This is a genomic window from Burkholderia sp. IO2 (genome assembly GCF_029522185.1).
Lineage (GTDB): Bacteria > Pseudomonadota > Gammaproteobacteria > Burkholderiales > Burkholderiaceae > Burkholderia > Burkholderia cenocepacia.
Window position 1 is genome coordinate 96,834 of the sequence record NZ_JAKWFH010000018.1, and the last position, 17,814, is coordinate 114,647.

At 69.2% G+C, this 17,814-nt stretch carries 14 protein-coding genes; 8 read left to right on the top strand and 6 right to left on the bottom strand.

The window, feature by feature from the left end; all coding sequences use genetic code 11:
• Positions 1–84: 84 nt before the first annotated feature.
• Positions 85–354 carry a hypothetical protein gene (locus MMB92_RS14120; protein WP_006486884.1) on the bottom strand — a complete coding sequence of 90 codons (270 nt, stop codon included), beginning with the start codon at positions 352–354 and terminating at the stop codon, positions 85–87.
• 100 nt (positions 355–454) lie between these two features.
• The gene (locus MMB92_RS14125; protein ID WP_077190896.1) at positions 455–1,561 is read right to left on the bottom strand and encodes a substrate-binding domain-containing protein; all 1,107 of its coding nucleotides are present in this window, start codon (positions 1,559–1,561) and stop codon (positions 455–457) included.
• A gap of 131 nt (positions 1,562–1,692) precedes the next feature.
• Here MMB92_RS14125 and MMB92_RS14130 point away from each other — a divergent pair, with 131 nt between their 5' ends.
• The 4 genes from MMB92_RS14130 to MMB92_RS14145 are packed head-to-tail and all read left to right on the top strand — an operon-like array spanning position 1,693 to position 6,995.
• Positions 1,693–2,193: an NAD(P)H-dependent oxidoreductase subunit E gene (locus MMB92_RS14130; RefSeq protein ID WP_277562733.1), complete on the top strand. Its 501-nt coding sequence runs from the start codon at positions 1,693–1,695 to the stop codon at positions 2,191–2,193.
• Positions 2,190–3,767 (top strand): formate dehydrogenase beta subunit, encoded by a 1,578-nt coding sequence (locus MMB92_RS14135; protein WP_275524182.1) that lies wholly within the window; start codon positions 2,190–2,192, stop codon positions 3,765–3,767. Before MMB92_RS14130 ends, MMB92_RS14135 begins: the two co-directional genes overlap by 4 nt.
• A 17-nt stretch (positions 3,768–3,784) precedes the next feature.
• On the top strand, positions 3,785–6,736 hold the full coding sequence (gene fdhF / locus MMB92_RS14140; protein WP_277562734.1) for a formate dehydrogenase subunit alpha: 2,952 nt from the start codon (positions 3,785–3,787) through the stop codon (positions 6,734–6,736).
• A gap of 7 nt (positions 6,737–6,743) precedes the next feature.
• On the top strand, positions 6,744–6,995 hold the full coding sequence (locus MMB92_RS14145; RefSeq protein ID WP_006486928.1) for a formate dehydrogenase subunit delta: 252 nt from the start codon (positions 6,744–6,746) through the stop codon (positions 6,993–6,995).
• A 6-nt stretch (positions 6,996–7,001) separates the two neighbouring features.
• Here the strand turns inward: MMB92_RS14145 and MMB92_RS14150 are convergent, their stop codons facing one another.
• Positions 7,002–8,648, bottom strand: a complete 1,647-nt coding sequence (locus MMB92_RS14150) for an FAD-dependent monooxygenase (protein ID WP_006486889.1) — start codon at positions 8,646–8,648, stop codon at positions 7,002–7,004.
• A gap of 58 nt (positions 8,649–8,706) precedes the next feature.
• Between MMB92_RS14150 and MMB92_RS14155 the strand changes: the two genes are divergently transcribed.
• Entirely contained in the window at positions 8,707–10,614 is a 1,908-nt protein-coding gene (locus MMB92_RS14155) for a tetratricopeptide repeat protein (protein ID WP_080323309.1), read from the top strand.
• Positions 10,615–10,695: 81 nt separating this feature from the next.
• Here the strand turns inward: MMB92_RS14155 and MMB92_RS14160 are convergent, their stop codons facing one another.
• Positions 10,696–11,991, bottom strand: a complete 1,296-nt coding sequence (locus tag MMB92_RS14160) for an MFS transporter (protein ID WP_011694210.1) — start codon at positions 11,989–11,991, stop codon at positions 10,696–10,698.
• A 354-nt stretch (positions 11,992–12,345) separates the two neighbouring features.
• On the opposite strand from MMB92_RS14160, the gene MMB92_RS14165 reads away from it, so the two are divergent.
• On the top strand, positions 12,346–13,314 hold the full coding sequence (locus MMB92_RS14165; protein ID WP_277562735.1) for a hypothetical protein: 969 nt from the start codon (positions 12,346–12,348) through the stop codon (positions 13,312–13,314).
• Positions 13,315–13,392: 78 nt separating this feature from the next.
• Here MMB92_RS14165 and MMB92_RS14170 read toward each other — a convergent pair whose 3' ends face one another.
• Both MMB92_RS14170 and MMB92_RS14175 read right to left on the bottom strand, forming a co-directional pair.
• Positions 13,393–14,091, bottom strand: a complete 699-nt coding sequence (locus MMB92_RS14170; protein ID WP_275524190.1) for a DUF2968 domain-containing protein — start codon at positions 14,089–14,091, stop codon at positions 13,393–13,395.
• 115 nt (positions 14,092–14,206) lie between these two features.
• Positions 14,207–15,397 carry a gamma-glutamyl-gamma-aminobutyrate hydrolase gene (locus MMB92_RS14175; RefSeq protein WP_006496556.1) on the bottom strand — a complete coding sequence of 397 codons (1,191 nt, stop codon included), beginning with the start codon at positions 15,395–15,397 and terminating at the stop codon, positions 14,207–14,209.
• A gap of 281 nt (positions 15,398–15,678) precedes the next feature.
• Here MMB92_RS14175 and MMB92_RS14180 point away from each other — a divergent pair, with 281 nt between their 5' ends.
• Entirely contained in the window at positions 15,679–16,359 is a 681-nt protein-coding gene (locus MMB92_RS14180) for a GntR family transcriptional regulator (protein ID WP_006496558.1), read from the top strand.
• 6 nt (positions 16,360–16,365) lie between these two features.
• Positions 16,366–17,742, top strand: a complete 1,377-nt coding sequence (locus MMB92_RS14185) for an amidase (RefSeq protein WP_277562736.1) — start codon at positions 16,366–16,368, stop codon at positions 17,740–17,742.
• Positions 17,743–17,814: the final 72 nt, after the last annotated feature.

Here is a 17,814-nt window from a genome sequence, read left to right on the forward strand (position 1 = left end):
ATCGGGCGCAATCGGTTGTCAGTTGATCCGGCTGCTGTCCAGAGGACAGGCGCCTCACCCGGGCGCAAGCACACAGCCTGCGCGTTACCGGCTATCCATCGGGCACTTCAGGTTGCAGCCGTTCGGATCGCCCAGGTCCCCCTTACGGCGCAATGCCGACTTCTTGCTGCCCTGGTATTTCTGCGACGGCGCCGACGCCGCGAACGGCATCTGCGGATGTTCGTTCAGGCGAAACTGTTCGCTCAGGATCCCGCCGGGCACACCCGGGGAATTCTGCGCGAACGCAAACGGCGAAGCGACGACCAGCAGCCCCGCGGTCAACGCTGCCGCGGCAAGGGGAACGGAAAATTTCATGGCGGATGACGCCTGAACGGCGTGCTTGTTGGAACGTTGATCAAGCGGCAAGCGTAGCGCAAATCCCCCACTGCTGCAGCGCGGTTCGATCGCGTCTTCGTTACCGGGAATTGCCGTCAGACGCGCTCGCGCCGTCGCTGCCGGCCAGCCCGGTCGCGATGCACTCCAGCGCGCCGCACGCGGCCGGATCGTAGCCGTCGAGATGCGCGACCCGTTCGACGAACCGTGCGTCGCGCAGCAGCGCCAGCACGTCGGCGAGCGGCCGCACATCGAGCCGGGCGCGCTCGCAGGCGAAGTAATAGTCCTCGTCGACGACCGGAATGAAGTCTAGCCCGAAATGACGGGCGGCCGGCTCGACACCGAAACCGAGATCGGCCATGCCGCTCGCGACGAACGCCGCGATCGCGGAATGCGTGAGTTCGGCCGACGCATAGCCGTCGATGCGCTCCGGATCGATGCCGATCGCGCGCAACGCGAGATCCAGCAGCATGCGCGTGCCCGACCCCGGCTGGCGATTGACGAAGCGGATGTCGTTGCGTGCCAGATCCGCCAGCCCGCGGACCTGCTTCGGATTGCCGCGCGGGACGAACAACCCCTGCTGGCGGCGCGTCAGATGAATCAGCACGTGGCGCGTGTCGTCGAGCCAGGGCCGGTAGATTTGCGCGCACTGCGCGCGAAACGCGCCGCGCGGCAAATGAAAGCCGGCGAGGTCGCATTCGCCGCGGACGAGCGCCTGCACGGCCTCGACGCTCTCGCGATACTTGATGTCGACGGCCGCCTGCGCATCGACGAGCGCGGAGACGAGCGCCGCGACCGCGTAACCGTGCGACGCATGAATGCGCACGGCGCCATCGCGCTGCGCGAGCCGCCGGTTGAGCTCGCTGGCCACCTCGGCCGCCAGCGTACGCAGGTTCCCGTCGAGGCGGCTGCGCGCCAGACGCTGCGCATCGACGACCACCTGCCCGAGCGCCGACAGCGTCGAACCCTTGCCGCGTGCGGTTTCGATCAATTCCCCGCCGATGCACGACTCCAGCGCGCGCAGCATGCCCCACGCGTGCCGGTACGACAGTCCCTTCGCTTGCGCGGCCTGTGCAATGCTGCCCGTATCGGCCACGAGCTCCAGCAGCGGCGCGACCTCGGACAGACTGGCCGAGCGGCCTTCCGTGTCGCGTACGGTCAGATACGCGTCGCATTCGATCCGAATCAATTATGCACTCCGATTTCCTATTGCGACCGCGAAATCTTCCGCTTATCGTTGGTCAAAATCAATCAGAACGAAGTCCCGATGCGCACTATATGAATTTCGAGCGCATATGAGACTTTGGAGGAGCATAACCGATGTCCCCGAATTCCCCTGCGCCCGACGCGCTCGTCGGACGCCATGCGCGCGCCGGCCGGTCGCTCGTCGCGATCCTGCACGCGATCCAGGACGACGCGGGCTACGTGCCGCCGGGCTGCGTCGCGCCGCTCGCCAAAGCGCTGAACCTGTCGCGCGCGGAAGTGCACGGCGTGCTGACCTACTACCACCATTTCCGCACCGCGCCGCCCGCGCGCGTGACGATCCAGATGTGCCGTGCCGAAGCGTGCCGCAGCATGGGCTGCGAAACGCTCGCCGCTCATGCGGAAGCCCGCACGGGCTGCCGGTTCGACGCCGCGCACGGCGATGCCGCCGCGCCCCACGCGCCGGACGACGTCGCGCTCCAATCGGTCTACTGCCTCGGGCTATGTGCGCAATCGCCGTCGATGACGGTCAACGGCGTGCTCCACGCGAAGGTCACGCCGGAGAAGTTCGACGCGCTGCTGGCCGACGCGGTCGCCCACACGCAGGAGCTGGCATGACGACCCGCATCTACGTTCCGCGCGATTCGTCCGCGCTGGCGCTCGGCGCCGACGCGCTCGCCGCCGCGATCGTGGCCGAAGCCGAACGGCGCGGCGTCGCGATCGAACTGGTTCGCAACGGTTCGCGCGGGCTGCTGTGGCTCGAGCCGCTCGTCGAGGTCGGGACGGCCGCGGGCCGCGTCGGCTATGCGAACCTGTCGGCCGCCGACGTGCCCGCCCTGTTCGACGCCAACTGGCTCGACGGCGGCACGCATCCGAGCAGTGTCGGCCTCGTCGACGCACTGCCCTACCTCGCCCGTCAGCAGCGACTCACGTTCGCGCGCATCGGCCTGACCGATCCGCTGTCGATCGACGACTATCTGCAACACGGCGGCCTCGCCGGCCTGAAGAACGCACTGGCGCTCGACGGCGATGCCGCCTGCGAAACGCTGATCGAATCGGGGCTGCGCGGCCGCGGCGGCGCGGCATTCCCGGCCGGCATCAAGTGGCGTACCGTGCGGCAAGCACGCGCCACGCAGAAATACATCGTCTGCAACGCGGACGAAGGCGATTCGGGCACGTTCTCCGACCGCCTGCTGATGGAGTGCGATCCGTACTGCCTGATCGAAGGAATGATCATCGCGGGCGTCGCCACCGGCGCGACGGTCGGCTACATCTACGTGCGCAGCGAATACCCGCACGCGATCGCCACGCTCGAAGCCGCGATCGTCCGCGCGCGTGAAGCCGGCTGGCTCGGCGAGCACGTGCTCGGCTCCGCGCATGCGTTCGAGCTGCAGGTCGCGAAAGGCGCGGGTTCGTACGTGTGCGGCGAGGAAACGGCGCTGCTCGAATCGCTGGAGGGCAAGCGCGGCGTCGTGCGCGCGAAGCCGCCGCTGCCCGCGCTCGCGGGCCTGTTCGGCCAGCCGACCGTCATCAACAACGTGATCACGCTCGCGACGGCGCCGGTGATCTTCGCGCGCGGCGCCGCGTTCTATCGCGATTACGGGATGGGCCGCTCGCGCGGCACGCTGCCGTTCCAGCTGGCAGGCAACATCCGTCACGGCGGCCTCGTCGAGCTTGCGTTCGGCGTCACGCTGCGCGAGCTGCTGTTCGACTTCGGCGGCGGCACGGCCAGCGGCCGGCCGGCCCGCGCCGCGCAGGTCGGCGGCCCGCTCGGCACCTACCTGCCCGACCATCAGTGGGACGTGCCGCTCGACTACGAGGCGTACACGGCGATCGGCGCGGTCGTCGGCCACGGCGGCATCGTGCTGCACGACGACACGTCGAATCTCGCCGAGCTGGCCGAATACGCGATGAAGTTCTGCGCGATCGAATCGTGCGGCAAGTGCACGCCGTGCCGGATCGGTTCGACGCGCGGGGTCGAGACGATCGCGCGGATTCGCGACGGCGACACGTCGGAGCGGCAGGTCACGCTGTTGCGCGACCTGTGCGACACGATGCTCGCCGGTTCGCTGTGCGCGATGGGCGGCATGACGCCGTACCCGGTGCTGTCCGCGCTCGACCATTTCCCCGAAGATTTCGGGCTCGCAGCCGGCAAGGATGCCGCGTCGGGCCCGGTCAAGGCTGCGGCCTGACCCAGAAGGAGCCCTGCATGTCCCTCGACACGAACAACGTCCGCCAAGGCGGCTGCGGCTCGGGCCAATGCGCGTGCAAGAGCGCCGCGCAGGCGCGCGCATTCGACCCATTCGACGAAACCGACTACGGCACGCCGCAACGGCATGCCGACACCGACGTCACGCTCGAAATCGACGGCCAGCCGGTCACGGTGCCGGCCGGCACGTCGGTGATGCGCGCGGCGATCGAAGCCGGCGTCAACGTCCCGAAGCTCTGCGCGACCGATTCGCTCGAACCGTTCGGCTCGTGCCGGCTGTGCCTCGTCGAGATCGAAGGCCGGCGCGGCTATCCGGCGTCGTGCACGACGCCCGCCGAGGCCGGCATGAAGGTGCGCACGCAGTCGGACCGGCTGCAGTCGCTGCGCCGCAACGTGATGGAGCTGTACATCTCCGACCATCCGCTCGACTGCCTCACCTGCCCCGCCAACGGCGATTGCGAGCTGCAGGACATGGCCGGCGTGGTCGGGCTGCGCGAAGTGCGCTACGGCTTCGATGGCGCGAATCACCTGAAGGACACGAAGGACGAATCGAATCCGTACTTCACGTACGATCCGTCGAAGTGTATCGTCTGCAACCGCTGCGTGCGCGCGTGCGAGGAAACGCAGGGCACGTTCGCGCTGACGATCGCCGCGCGCGGCTTCGAATCGCGCGTCGCCGCCGGCGAAAGCGAATCGTTCATGGCATCGGAATGCGTGTCGTGCGGCGCGTGCGTCGCCGCCTGCCCGACGGCCACGCTGCAGGAAAAATCCGTCGTGCAGCTCGGCCAGGCCGAACACTCGGTCGTCACGACCTGCGCGTACTGCGGCGTCGGCTGCTCGTTCAAGGCCGAGGTGAAGGGTACGCAGGTCGTGCGCATGACGCCGCACAAGAACGGTCTCGCGAACGAAGGCCACGCCTGCGTGAAGGGACGTTTCGCGTGGGGCTATGCGACGCACAAAGACCGCATCACGAAGCCGATGATCCGCGAGAAGATCACCGACCCGTGGCGCGAAGTGAGCTGGGACGAAGCCCTCACCTACGCGGCGACGCAATTCCGCAAGCTGCAGCAGAAATACGGCCGCGATTCGATCGGCGGCATCACGTCGTCGCGCTGCACGAACGAGGAAACCTATCTCGTGCAGAAGCTCGTGCGCGCCGCGTTCGGCAACAACAACGTCGATACCTGCGCACGCGTGTGCCACTCGCCGACCGGCTATGGCCTCAAGACGACGCTCGGTGAATCGGCCGGCACGCAGACGTTCGCATCGGTCGGCCAGGCCGACGTGATCGTCGTGATGGGCGCGAACCCGACCGACGGCCATCCGGTATTCGGCTCGCGACTGAAGCGGCGCGTACGCGAAGGCGCGAAGCTGATCGTGATCGACCCGCGCCGCATCGACGTCGTCGACGGTCCGCACGTGAAGGCCACGCATCACCTGCAGTTGCGCCCGGGCACCAACGTCGCGATCGTCAATGCGCTGGCGCACGTGATCGTCACCGAAGGGCTGGTGGCCGATGCATTCGTCGCCGAGCGGTGCGAAACGCGCGCGTTCGAGCAATGGCGCGACTTCGTCGCGCAGGCCGACAATTCGCCCGAGGCGACCGCCGACGTGACGGGCGTGCCGGCCGAGTTAGTGCGCGAGGCCGCGCGCCTCTATGCGACGGGCGGCAACGCCGCGATCTACTACGGGCTGGGCGTCACCGAACACGCGCAGGGCTCGACGACGGTGATGGGCATCGCCAACCTCGCGATGGCGACCGGCAACGTCGGCCGCGAAGGCGTCGGCGTCAATCCGCTGCGCGGCCAGAACAACGTGCAGGGTTCGTGCGACATGGGCTCGTTCCCGCACGAATTGCCCGGCTACCGGCACATCGGCGACACGGTCGTGCGCACGCAGTTCGAGCAGGCGTGGTCGGCCACGCTGCAGCCGGAGCCGGGGCTGCGCATCCCGAACATGTTCGACGCGGCGCTCGACGGCAGCTTCAAGGGGCTCTACTGCCAGGGCGAGGACATCGTCCAGTCGGACCCGAACACGCAGCACGTCGCGGCCGCACTGTCCGCGATGGAATGCATCGTCGTGCAGGACATCTTCCTGAACGAAACCGCGAAATACGCGCACGTGCTGCTGCCGGGCTCGACGTTCCTCGAGAAGGACGGCACGTTCACGAACGCGGAACGCCGGATCTCGCGCGTGCGCAAGGTGATGCCGCCGCTCGCGGGCTACGCGGACTGGGAAGTCACGCTGCTGCTGTCGCAGGCGCTCGGCTACGACATGCACTACACGCATCCGTCGGAAATCATGGACGAGATCGCGCGGCTCACGCCGACCTTCTCGGGCGTGTCGTACGAGAAGCTCGACGCGCTCGGCAGCATTCAATGGCCGTGCAACGAACAGGCGCCGGACGGCACGCCGACCATGCACATCGACACGTTCGTGCGCGGCAAGGGCCGGTTCGTGATCACCAAGTTCATTCCGACGCCGGAGAAGGTCACGCAGCGCTATCCGCTGATCCTGACGACGGGCCGCATCCTGTCGCAATACAACGTCGGCGCGCAGACGCGCCGGACCGAGAACGTTCAGTGGCATGAAGAGGATCGCCTCGAGATCCATCCGCACGACGCGGAAGATCGCGGGATCCGGACCGACGACTGGGTCGGCATCGAGTCGCGTGCCGGTCAGACCGTGTTGCGCGCGCGGGTGTCCGACCGCATGCAGCCGGGCGTCGTGTACACGACGTTCCACTTCCCTGAATCGGGGGCGAACGTGATCACGACGGACAGTTCCGACTGGGCCACGAACTGCCCCGAATACAAGGTGACGGCCGTGCAGGTGATGCCGGTTGCGCAACCGTCCGACTGGCAGCGCTCGTATGCGCGCTTCAACACGGAGCAGCTCGACCTGCTCGAGCGCCGCGCCGCCGCGCCGGCCGCCGTGACGACAGGCAAGTGAGGCAACCATGGACAACGACCACCTGATCGACATGGCCAACCAGATCGGCGCATTCTTCGAATCGATGCCCGATCGCGACGAAGCGCTGACCGGGATCGCCGAGCATATCCGGCGATTCTGGGAGCCGCGGATGCGTCGCGCATTCCTCGCCGCGCTCGACGATCCGTCGAGCGAAGCCGGGCAACGCGCGGCGCCGATCGTGCGCGACGCGATCGCCGCGCATCGCGCGGCGCTCGTCCCCGCGGCGGCGCCGGCCTGAGCGCGGCTACGCGGACACCGACATGCCCGCGAACCAGCTTTCGCAGTGGCGCAGCAACGCGTTCGCGTCGGTTGCCGTACGCCCGCGCGCGGCGACATAGCCGTCGGGCCGCAGCAGATAGAACGACGGCCGCGAGCGGCCGTATTCCTGCGCGAGCCCCGCCGCCCCGTCGCCTTCGGCATCGGCGACACGCCACACGCGCACCGCTTCCGGCATGATCCGCTCGAGCCCCTGCACGAGCACCTGCGCGTCGGCCGAGATCGGCGGTACCTCGCCGGCGTCGGTATTCACCGGCTCTTCCAGCAGCAACAGCGTGAAGCTCGCCGGATCGTGAAGATCGTATAGCCGCGCCGTGCCGGGCGCGCGACCGAGCGGCCCGTCTAGCACGTGCACGAGTGCATCGGGCGCGCGTTCGCCGGCGCGCGGGCCGCCGTCGAGCACGCGCTCGAGCGTGAGCGGACTCTTCCGGTACTGCACGCCGAGCTCGCTGACCGTGCGCCTGACCGCGTCGCGCATCGGCCCGAACGACGCCAGCAGCGGCACGACATGATCGCGCAGCAGCTTCATCGCGCCGCGCTCGGCTCCGACGACCTGCGTGACGAAACCGGTCTGCCGCAACACGTCGCGCTCGATCGGGTGGCGCTCCGCGTGATACGTGTCGAGCAATCGCTCGGGCGCGCCTGCACGGAGGACGCGGGCGAGCTTCCAGCCCAGGTTGAACGCCTCCTGGATGCCGGTGTTCATGCCCTGCGCGCCGGCCGGGCTGTGGACGTGCGCGGCGTCGCCCGCGAAGAACACGCGGCCGTGACGCAGCCGGTCGACCATCCGGCTGTGCAGGTGGAAATAGGACGACCATGCAAGATCGCTCGGCGCGATCGATGCGCCGACGCGCGCGCGGATGATCGCGTCGCATTCGTCGAGCGACGGCGCCGGCGCGTCAGGCGACGCATCGCTGCCGGGCGGCCGGTCCGCGACGAGCCGGTAACGACCGCCCCCCATCGGAAACAGGCCCGCGATGCCCGCGGATGTCGTAAACAGGCGGATCTCTTCGTCCGGCCAGTCGGGTATCGCCGCGAAATCGGCAAGCAGGAACGTCTGTTCGAACGCATGCCCGGCAAAGCCCAGGCCGAGCAGATGCCTGACCGTGCTGTGCGCGCCGTCGGCCGCAATCAGGTACGACGGCGTGAACGACTCGTCGCGGCCGTCGGCGCGGCGAAGCGTCACGTCGAGCGACGTGCCGCCGGCGTCGCAGGCGGTCAGCGTCGTACCGCGCTCGACGCTCACGCCCATCCCGGCCAGATGCTCGGCGAGCAGCCGCTCGGTGATGCTCTGGTCGAGGAACATCAGATACGGATAGCGCGTTTGCAGCGGATCGAAATCGAGCCGCGCGATCACGCGGCCGTCGGCATGCAGCTCGGCCGCATGCGCGCGATGACCGAGCGCGAGAAACGGCTCGACCGCGCGATGCTGCTCCAGCAGTTCGAGCGTGCGCGCCTGGATGCCGATCGCACGCGAAAACGGCGCGGGCGCGACGAGACGATCGATGATGCGCACCGGCACGTGGGCCCGCGCGAGGCTCATCGCCGCGGCAAGGCCGGTCGGCCCCGCGCCGACGATCAGCACGGGCGGGATATCGGACAGTGTGTCAGCCATGAGGACCTCGATGACACGCGATCATGCAAGTCTACGCCGCTCCGCGTGACGGGGCCATATGCCGACCGGCCGATCCGCGGCCCCGCCGCGCGGTGTGGGAAAATACGCGCTTTCCGCCAGTTTTCGCGTCATGGATTCCGCATTCGACCAGGCGTACGCCGCACACCGTGCGGGCCGCCTCGCCGAGGCCGAGCACGGCTATCGCAACGCGCTCGCCTCCAACCCCGCCGACGCCGACGCGCTGCACCTGTTCGGCGTGCTGCGGCACCAGCAGGGCCAGCACGCCGAGGCGGCCGATCTCGTCGGCCGCGCCGTCGCGCTGCGTCCGGACGATGCGGCGCTGCAGCTCAATCTCGGCAACGCGCTGAAAGCCCTCGGCCGGCTCGACGAAGCGATCGACCGCTTTCGCAACGCGCTGACGCTCGCGCCCGAATTTCCGCTCGCGCACTACAACCTCGGCAACGCGTATGCGGCGCTGCAGCGCCACGACGATGCGATCGACGCCTTCCGCCGCGCGCTGCGGCTCACGCCCGACGACGCGTCGATCCACAACAATCTCGGCAACGCGCTGAACGCGCTCGGCCGCCACGACGACGCGCTCGCCGCGTTCGGTCGCGCGCTCGAGCTCCGGCCCGGGCACGCGGGCGCGCACAACAACCTCGCGATGGCGCTGAACGCGATGGGGCGCGCCGACGATGCGATCGCACACTTCCAGGCCGCGATCGCCGCGCAGCCGCGGTTCGTCGCCGCGCATTTCAATCTCGGCAATACGTTCGATGCGGTCGGCCGGCATGCCGAGGCGGCCGCGGCATTCGAAGCCGCGCTCGCGCTGCATCCGCCGTTTCCGCTCGCGCTGTTCGGGCTTGCGAATGCGCTCTGCGCGCAGGCGCGCCACCGCGACGCGCTGCCCTACTACGAACGCGCCGTCGGGCTCGATCCGTCGTTCGGGCTCGCGTGGCTGAATCTCGGCAACGCGCATCACGCGCTCTGCGCGCACGAGATGGCGCTGCGCGCATACGACCAGGCGCTGCGCGTCGCGCCCGATCTCACGCTCGCGCGGCTGCACCGCGCGGTCACGCTGCTGACGCTGCGCGACTTCACGCGCGGCCTACCCGCCTACGAAGCGCGCCACGAGACGCCCGGCGCGACGCCGCTCGGCACGCTGCCGCGCTGGCAGGGCGAGCCGATTGCGTCGCGCACGCTGCTGATCCGCGCGGAACAGGGGTTCGGCGACACACTGCAGTTCGTCCGCTTCGTGCCGCTGGTCCGCGCACGCTGCGCGCGCGTCGTCCTCGAAGTCCAGCCGGAGCTCGTCGCGCTGCTGGCGCCGGCCGCGTCGCGCTGGCGCGTGACGCTCGTCGCGCAGGGCGCCGCGAAGCCGCCTGCCGCGGACGTCGCCTGCACGCTGATGAGCCTGCCGTTCCTGCTCGGGCTTCAGCCGGACGACATCGCCGGCTCGCGCTACCTCGACGCCCCCGACGGCGCCCGCCGGCGCTTTCGCGGCTCGCTCGGCGGGCAGTCGAAGCGCAAGTTCGGCCTGGCCTGGTCGGGACGCCGCCAGGCGCAGGAAAACCGCTCGATGCCGTTCGACGCGCTCGCGCCGCTGCTCGCGCTGCCGGACATCGACTGGATCGTGCTGCAGCCCGCGCTCGACGACGACGAACGGACGCGCGTCGACGCGCATCCGCGCGTGCATCGTCTCGACGGCCGGCTGAACGACTTTGCCGATACGGCCGCGCTGATCGAGCGCCTCGACGGCGTCGTCACGATCGACACGGCGGTCGCGCACCTCGCGGGCGCGCTCGGCAAGCCACTGTGGGTCATGTTGCCGTTCGCAGCCGACTGGCGCTGGTTCACCGGCGACGACTGCCCGTGGTATCCGCGGGCCAGGATCGCGCGCCAGCCTGCACCGGGCGCTTGGCGCGACGTGGCGGCCGCGGTGGCCGACCTGCTGCGCGAAGCATGACCGCAAACGAAACAGGGAGCGCATCGCGCTCCCTGTTTCGATGTGATGCGCGGCCGACGCCGCGCGCTAGCCCTGCCGCCGTCAGGCCGACTTGTACTGGTTGCGCGCGTCGGCCGTGCGGTACAGCACGAGCGTCGCGATCAAGCCGCAGATCGCGGCCACGCTCAACCACAGCCCCGGCGCCGCCTTGTTGCCCGTCTGGTGGATCAGCAGCGTCGAGATCGCCGGCGTGAAGCCGCCGATCGTCGTGGCCAGGCTGTACGCGAGCGAAAAGCCGGCCGTACGCACGTCGGCCGGCATCACTTCGGTCAGCGCGACGACCATCGCCCCGTTGTACGACGCGTACAGGAACGACAGCCACAGCTCGACCGCGAGCAGCCGCAGGAACGACGGATCGCCGACGAGCCACAGCACGGCCGGGTAAGCCGACACCAGCGTCAGCACGGTGAACGCGATCAGCACCGGGCGGCGGCCGATGCGGTCGGACAACGCACCGGACAGCGGCAGCCACACGAGATTCGAGATCCCGACACAAACGGTCACGACGAGCGCATCGAGCGACGACAGGTGCAGCACTTCCTTGCCGAAGGTCGGCGTATAGGCGGTAATCATGTAGAACGACACCGTCGTCATGATCACCATCCCCATGCCGGCCACCACGACGCCCCAGTTGTCGAGCATCGAGCGCATGATCTCGCCCATCGTCGGACGGTGACGCTTCGCCAGGAATTCGTCGGTCTCCTTCAGCGACCGGCGGATCAGGAACAGGAACGGCACGATCAGGCAGCCGATCAGGAACGGAATGCGCCAGCCCCACGCGGTCATTTCCTCGACCGGCAGCGCGCGGTTCAGCACGACACCGACGAACGCGGCGAACACGACGGCCACCTGCTGGCTGCCCGACTGCCACGACGTATAGAACCCCTTGTGCCCCTTCGTCGCGATTTCCGACAGGTAGACCGACACGCCGCCGAGCTCGACGCCCGCCGAAAAGCCCTGCAACAGCCGGCCGAGCAGCACGAGCACCGGCGCGAGCACGCCGATCGTCGCATAGCCCGGTATCGCGGCCACCGTGAGCGTGCCGATCGCCATCAGCCCGAGCGTCAGGATCAGCCCCTTGCGGCGGCCGTGATGGTCGATGTACGCGCCGAGCACGATCGCGCCGACCGGCCGCATCAGGAAACCCGCGCCGAATACCGACAGCGACAGCATCAGCGATGCGAAGGCGTTGCCGCTCGGAAAGTACGTTTTCGCGATGGCCGACGCGTAATACCCGTAGACCATGAAGTCGTACATTTCCAGGAAATTGCCGCTGACCACCCGGAAGACGGTGCGGACTTTCGATTCCTGCGCGATGGCAGGGGACGCTGTGGACATGTTTTCTCGCTCAGCTCGGATGGCGCGAATACCGCGCCGCATGAATCCGGCGATGCGCGACGCGCCGGGTTGACCCGCGCGCACGGGCATCGCTGCCCGCCGACGGCACGGCGCGTAACGACGCGCCGCCGGCATGATTCGCGAATCATGCCACGCCAGGCCGACATTTGCCTTGTGGCGCGCCCGTCCCGGCTGTCGCGGCACCCACCTCGTACCAGTCGCCCTCAAACGGGCACAAGAATCAGATTGATCTGATCGACCTGCCTTCGCCGGCTGACCACAATGTCACGATTTGCAACGACATTTCCGCGGCGCGCCGGCACGGTTGCCCGTATCGCACGGTGTACCCCTTTCATGACCCCATCGCCCCTCGTCCCGATCGAAGGCGCGCTCGCCCGCCCGCGCGTCAATCCGCTCGATCACGTCCCGCCGTTCGGCCGCGAATGGCGGTTTCTCGGCGCACCCGGCGCACGGCCCGGCAAGCACGGCCTCGCGACCCTGACGACGTCCTGCGTCGATGTCGGCCGGCCGCACCGCACATGCCGGTGGCAACCGCTACCGGCGGCCGCGCTGCCGGCTTCGGGCGGGCGGGCTGTCGCGCCGGCTGCGGCCCCCGCCCGGCGGTTGCGCCATCCCGCGCGCCGCCCTCGCGACCGGCGCGCGATGTACGCGGTCTGCTGGAGCATCGGCGCGCTCGGCATCATCGGCTGGCTGATCGGCACGTACGACCCGCCTGCGGGTTTCGGGCCCGTGCATGCGATTCAAGCGACCGGCCGTACGTCCGATCACGTCACGACATCGACCGGCTCGATACGTGTCGCCTCGGCACAGCCGGATACATCGACGCGCGTCATGCCGCAGCACAAGATGGCGACGCCCGTCGCGCACACGGTCGAATCGCCGCCAGCCAGGCACCGCGTCGCGCTTCGACCGGCAACGCTTCACCCGCAAGCGACGGCCGACGTGCGGCACGTCACGCCTGCTTCACCACGTCGAGCAACCGGCCTGCGCACAACGAAGTCACCGACCCGCACACCGGTCGTGCCGCGGCTCGCTGCGCATCCGACGATTCCGCATCCGCCGATCCCGCGCGACGCGGCCGGCACCGGCACACGCGATCGACTCGCTCCGCCGCCGCGCATCGCCAACACGCGCGATGCACGCGGCTCGCTCGACGATCCGGCCACGTTGATCGCAATGGCGAACGCGCTGCGCGCCACGCAGCCGGCCCGCCCGGCACACCCGAGCGCGGCCGGTTTCGACTGGACGTCGCAACTGTCGCACCGCCGCGTGACCGACACGCCGGACGCGTTCACGCACTGACGCCCGCGCAATAAAAAACCCGGCGAAGATCGCTTCGCCGGGTTTTCGCTCGTCTCGCTCCGTCCGTTCGACGAACCGTTACTTGTGCGCGGGCAGCCCTGTCTCGGTCTGTCTCTCGAGTTGCCGCACCTGCTCCTGCAGATCGCGCAACTGCAACTGCGCAGCCCGCTTCTCGACCTGCAGCGCCTGCGCCTGCTCCTGCGCCGACTTCTGCCGCTGCGCGACTTCTGCCTGCTGGCTGCGCGCGACGCTCAGATCGGCCTGCAACTGTTGCGCACGATTCGCCTGCAGCGCGATCACGCGCTCGAGAAATGCCTTCTGCGCCTGCAACTCGGTCCGGCGGATCTCGATATCGGCGAGCTGCGCGGTCTGCTGCACGAAGTTCGCGTACACCGTCTCCGCGCGATTCTTTTCCTGCGAACGGATCACGCGCCACAGGTTCTTGTCCTGGAACAGCGCGACGTAATACGTCATCTCGCGCGGATCGAACATCAGGCTCGCGCCGTAGCTGCCGTTGTACGAGGTGCGCATCTCGACGATCCGGCCGTCGTGCAGCATCTGCGTCAGCTCGGCGACGTTGCCTTGCGCGGCGGCGTCCGTCGCGACCGCGCCCGATGCCGCCGATGACGCGCCGCCGCTCAGGCTCGTGACCGCCGGACGCGTGCCGGCAACAGGTGCGCTCGCGTCGGCGGACCAGGCCGCGCCCGCTTGCGCGCAGGCAACCAGCGCAACGATCCACGTTGCGCATCGTGCAGGGGAAAAGTTTCGGAAAACCAACGTCAGACTCCGGCGAACGAATCGGAACTCGCGATTATCGTTCAAAACGAAACGGCCCCATCTCGAATTTATCGGGATGCGGCCGGCCTTCGTGCAACACGGAAAATGCGGCGTGCTACAGACGCGTTTCACGCGCCGCGCGCAGGAACGCATCGAGCAGCGGCGTGCAATCGAGCAGTTCCGAGCCGCCCGCGCGATGGAACTCCGGATGCCACTGCACGCCGACGACGAACGGCGAGCGCCGATGGCGAATGCCTTCGATGATTCCATCGCCGGCCGATACGGCCTCGATGTTCAGATCGCGGCCGAGATCGCGAATCGCCTGGTGGTGAATCGAGTTGACGATCGCTTCGCTGCGCCCCGGGAACATGCTCGCGAGCGTCGACGAGTCGGGGAAGCGGATCGCGTGACGATGCTGGTCGTAATGCTCGCTCACGTGCGCATTCGCGGTCGGCACGTCGGTGGCGATGTCCTGGTACAACGAGCCGCCGAACGCGACGTTGATCAGCTGGCAGCCGCGACACACGCCGAGCACGGGTTTGCCGGACTCGACGAATTCGTGCAGCAGCTCGAGCTCGTACATGTCGCGCACGCGATCGCCGGGCCATTCGGGACGCGCATCCGACGCCGCGTAGGTCTGCGGCGACACGTCGGCGCCGCCTTGCAGCAGCAGGCCGTCGAGATGCTTCGCGTAATCGCGCAGGCGGATGTTGCTCGGATGGATCATGCCTTGATGGCCGACGGTCGGAATCATGAACACGAGCACGTCGCGCGACATCACCCAGTGAGCGATCGATTCCTCGAGATACTGCAGCGTCTTGCCGCGCAGCCCCTTCGCGCCCGGCTCCGGATGGAAGATCCGCGCCGACACGCCGATGCGCAGCGTGCGCTGCGTGATGCGCTGGCCGGCGCGGTCGAACAGCCGCCGCGCGCGCGCCGCGACGATCCGGCCGAACACCGACCACGGCGTGTCGCTCTGCTTCAGGTAGGCCGGCGGCGCATTCTGCGCGTTCGCGGGCGGCGGCCGCGGCGTGTCGAAATCGGGCTGCGCGCCGAATCCGGGCGGCGGCGCGCCGGGCTTCGGCGGCGCGGCTGCGGCAGCGCCATCGCCTACGGCGCCTGCCGCACCGGGCGCGCCCGGCTCGGATGCGGCCGTGACGGGCGACGCGCCGTCGTCGGCGACGTTGTGCGCGGCGGCCTGCGTGGCCGGCGCATCGGGCGTTTTCGCCGGATCGGGGCGGGGGGAATCGGAAGAAGCGGAAGAGGTGCCGGGCAGACCGGCCGGGGAAGGCGTGGTTTCGCTCATGACGATGGTCTGGTACGTCGCTCGCGCGTATGGATTGACGAAGATTCATTATGCTTCAGTGCACGATCGCGCGGCAAACCTGCAACATCCTGTCGATATTGTTGCAAGTCGGTGGCAAGTCGTGCCGCGGGGCGGCTCCGCTCACGCGCCGGCACCGGCTTGCCCGATATCTTCCCCAGTGGACATCCGTGATATATCACAATAATATCCAGAGATCGTCCACGCTTTCCGAGCCTCTGCGTCATGATCGCGCCCCCTCCGGCCCCGCTGCCGCCGCCCGCATGAGTACGCTGACCGACGTCGCACGCGACCGCCCCGCCGCATCGCCGGCCAGCCTTGCCGACCGCGCGTACGCGCTGATCCAGCGGGACATCATCACGATGCGCCTGAAGCCGGGCGCCGCGCTCAACGAAGCCGACCTCGTCGCACGCACCGGGATCGGCCGCACGCCGGTGCACCAGGCCGTGCATCGGCTCGTGCTCGAAGGGCTGCTGTCCGTGATGCCGCGCAAGGGCCTGATGGTGCAGCCGCTGTCGCTCGACGACATCGTCGCGGTGATCGACGTGCGGCGCATCAACGAAGCGCACTGCGCCGAACTCGCCGCGCGCCATGCGACACCCGACGATCTCGCGCACCTGGCCGCGCTGCTCGACGACGGGCAGGCCTGCGTCGACACGCACGACGTCGAAGGCATGATGGAGCTCGACCGCGCGTTTCACCAGACGATCGCCGCGGCCGCGCGCAATGCGGTGCTCGCCGACATCCTGCGCGCGCTGCACGAGCGCTCGCTGCGCTTCTGGTTCGTCACGCTGTCCGAACCGCACCATCTCGCCGACGTCCAGCACGAGCACCGCGCGCTGTTCGACCGGCTGTCCGCCCGCGACGCCGCCGGTGCGCGCGCAGCCGTCGAAAGCCACATCGATTCGTTCCGCTCCACGCTTGTCCAACATCTTCGCCCCTGAGCCGCCATGACCACTTTCACGCCGTTCCCCCCGCTCGCCCAGCTCGCCGCCGACCTCGCCGCCGGCCGGACCACGAGCCGCGCGCTCGTCGACACCGCGCTCGACCGGATCGCCGATCCGGCGGGTCAGGGCGCGGTCGTCTTCACCGAAGTCGATGCCGACAACGCCCGCGCGGCCGCCGACGCGCACGACCGGCTGCGCGCCGCGGGCACCGTGCTGTCGCCGCTCGCGGGCATTCCGGTATCGGTCAAGGACCTGTTCGACGTCGCGGGCCAGGTGACGCGCGCGGGCTCGCGCGTGCTCGACGGCGCACCGGCCGCGCGCACCGATGCGGTCGCCGTCGCGCGGCTCAAGCGCGCGGGCGCGGTGCTGGTCGGCCGCACCAACATGAGCGAATTCGCGTTCTCGGGGCTCGGGCTGAATCCGCACTTCGGCAATCCGCGCTCGCCGTACCACCGCGACGTGCCGGGCGACGCGCGGATTTCGGGCGGCTCGTCGTCGGGGGCGGCCGCGTCGGTCGCCGACGGGATGGCCGCCGTCGCGCTCGGCACCGACACCGGCGGCTCGATCCGCATCCCGGCCGCGCTGTGCGGGCTCACGGGCTTCAAGCCGACCGCGAGCCGGATCCCGACGCAAGGCGGCGTGCCGCTGTCGACGACGCTCGACTCGTTCGGCCCGATCGGCCTCACGGTCGCGTGCTGCGCGCTCGTCGACCGGATGCTGGCGGGGCTCGAGCCGCACGTGCCGGCCGCCCGGCCGCTCGAAGGCGTACGGCTCGGCGTGCTGACGAACTACGTGACGGACGGCGTCGATGCCGACGTCGCGGCCGCGCTCGACACCGCGCTCAAGCATCTGGAAGCCGCCGGCGCGATCGTCACCGACGTGCGCTTCCCCGCGCTCGACCGGCTGCCGGAGATCAACCGTTTCGGCTTCTCGCCGATCGAGGCGTACGCGTGGCATCGTCCGCTGCTCGCCACGCACCGCGACCAGTACGACCCGCGCGTGCTGACGCGGATCCTGAAGGGCGAACCCGCGAGCGCCGCCGACTATCTCGACCTGCTCGCCGCGCGTGCCGCGATGCTCGACGAAGCCGCGCACACGGTCTGGGCGCGCTTCGACGCGCTCGTCGCGCCGACGGTGCCGGTCGTGCCGCCGCGCATCGCCGAACTCGAAACGGACGACGACGCGTTCACGCGCACCAACGCGCTGATCCTGCGCAACCCGAGCGCGTTCAACTTCCTCGATGCGTGCGGGCTGTCGCTGCCGTGCCATCCGCGCGACGCGGCGCCGGTCGGCCTGATGCTCGCGGCGGCGCCGCATCGCGACGACGCGCTGCTCGCGATCGGCCAGTCGGTCGAGGCCGTGCTGAACACGATCCGCTGACCGCGCCCGCCGATCGTCGGCGGACCGAGCGCGGTGCGGCAGGGTGCCGCACGCGCGCTGTCAGTTTCGTGC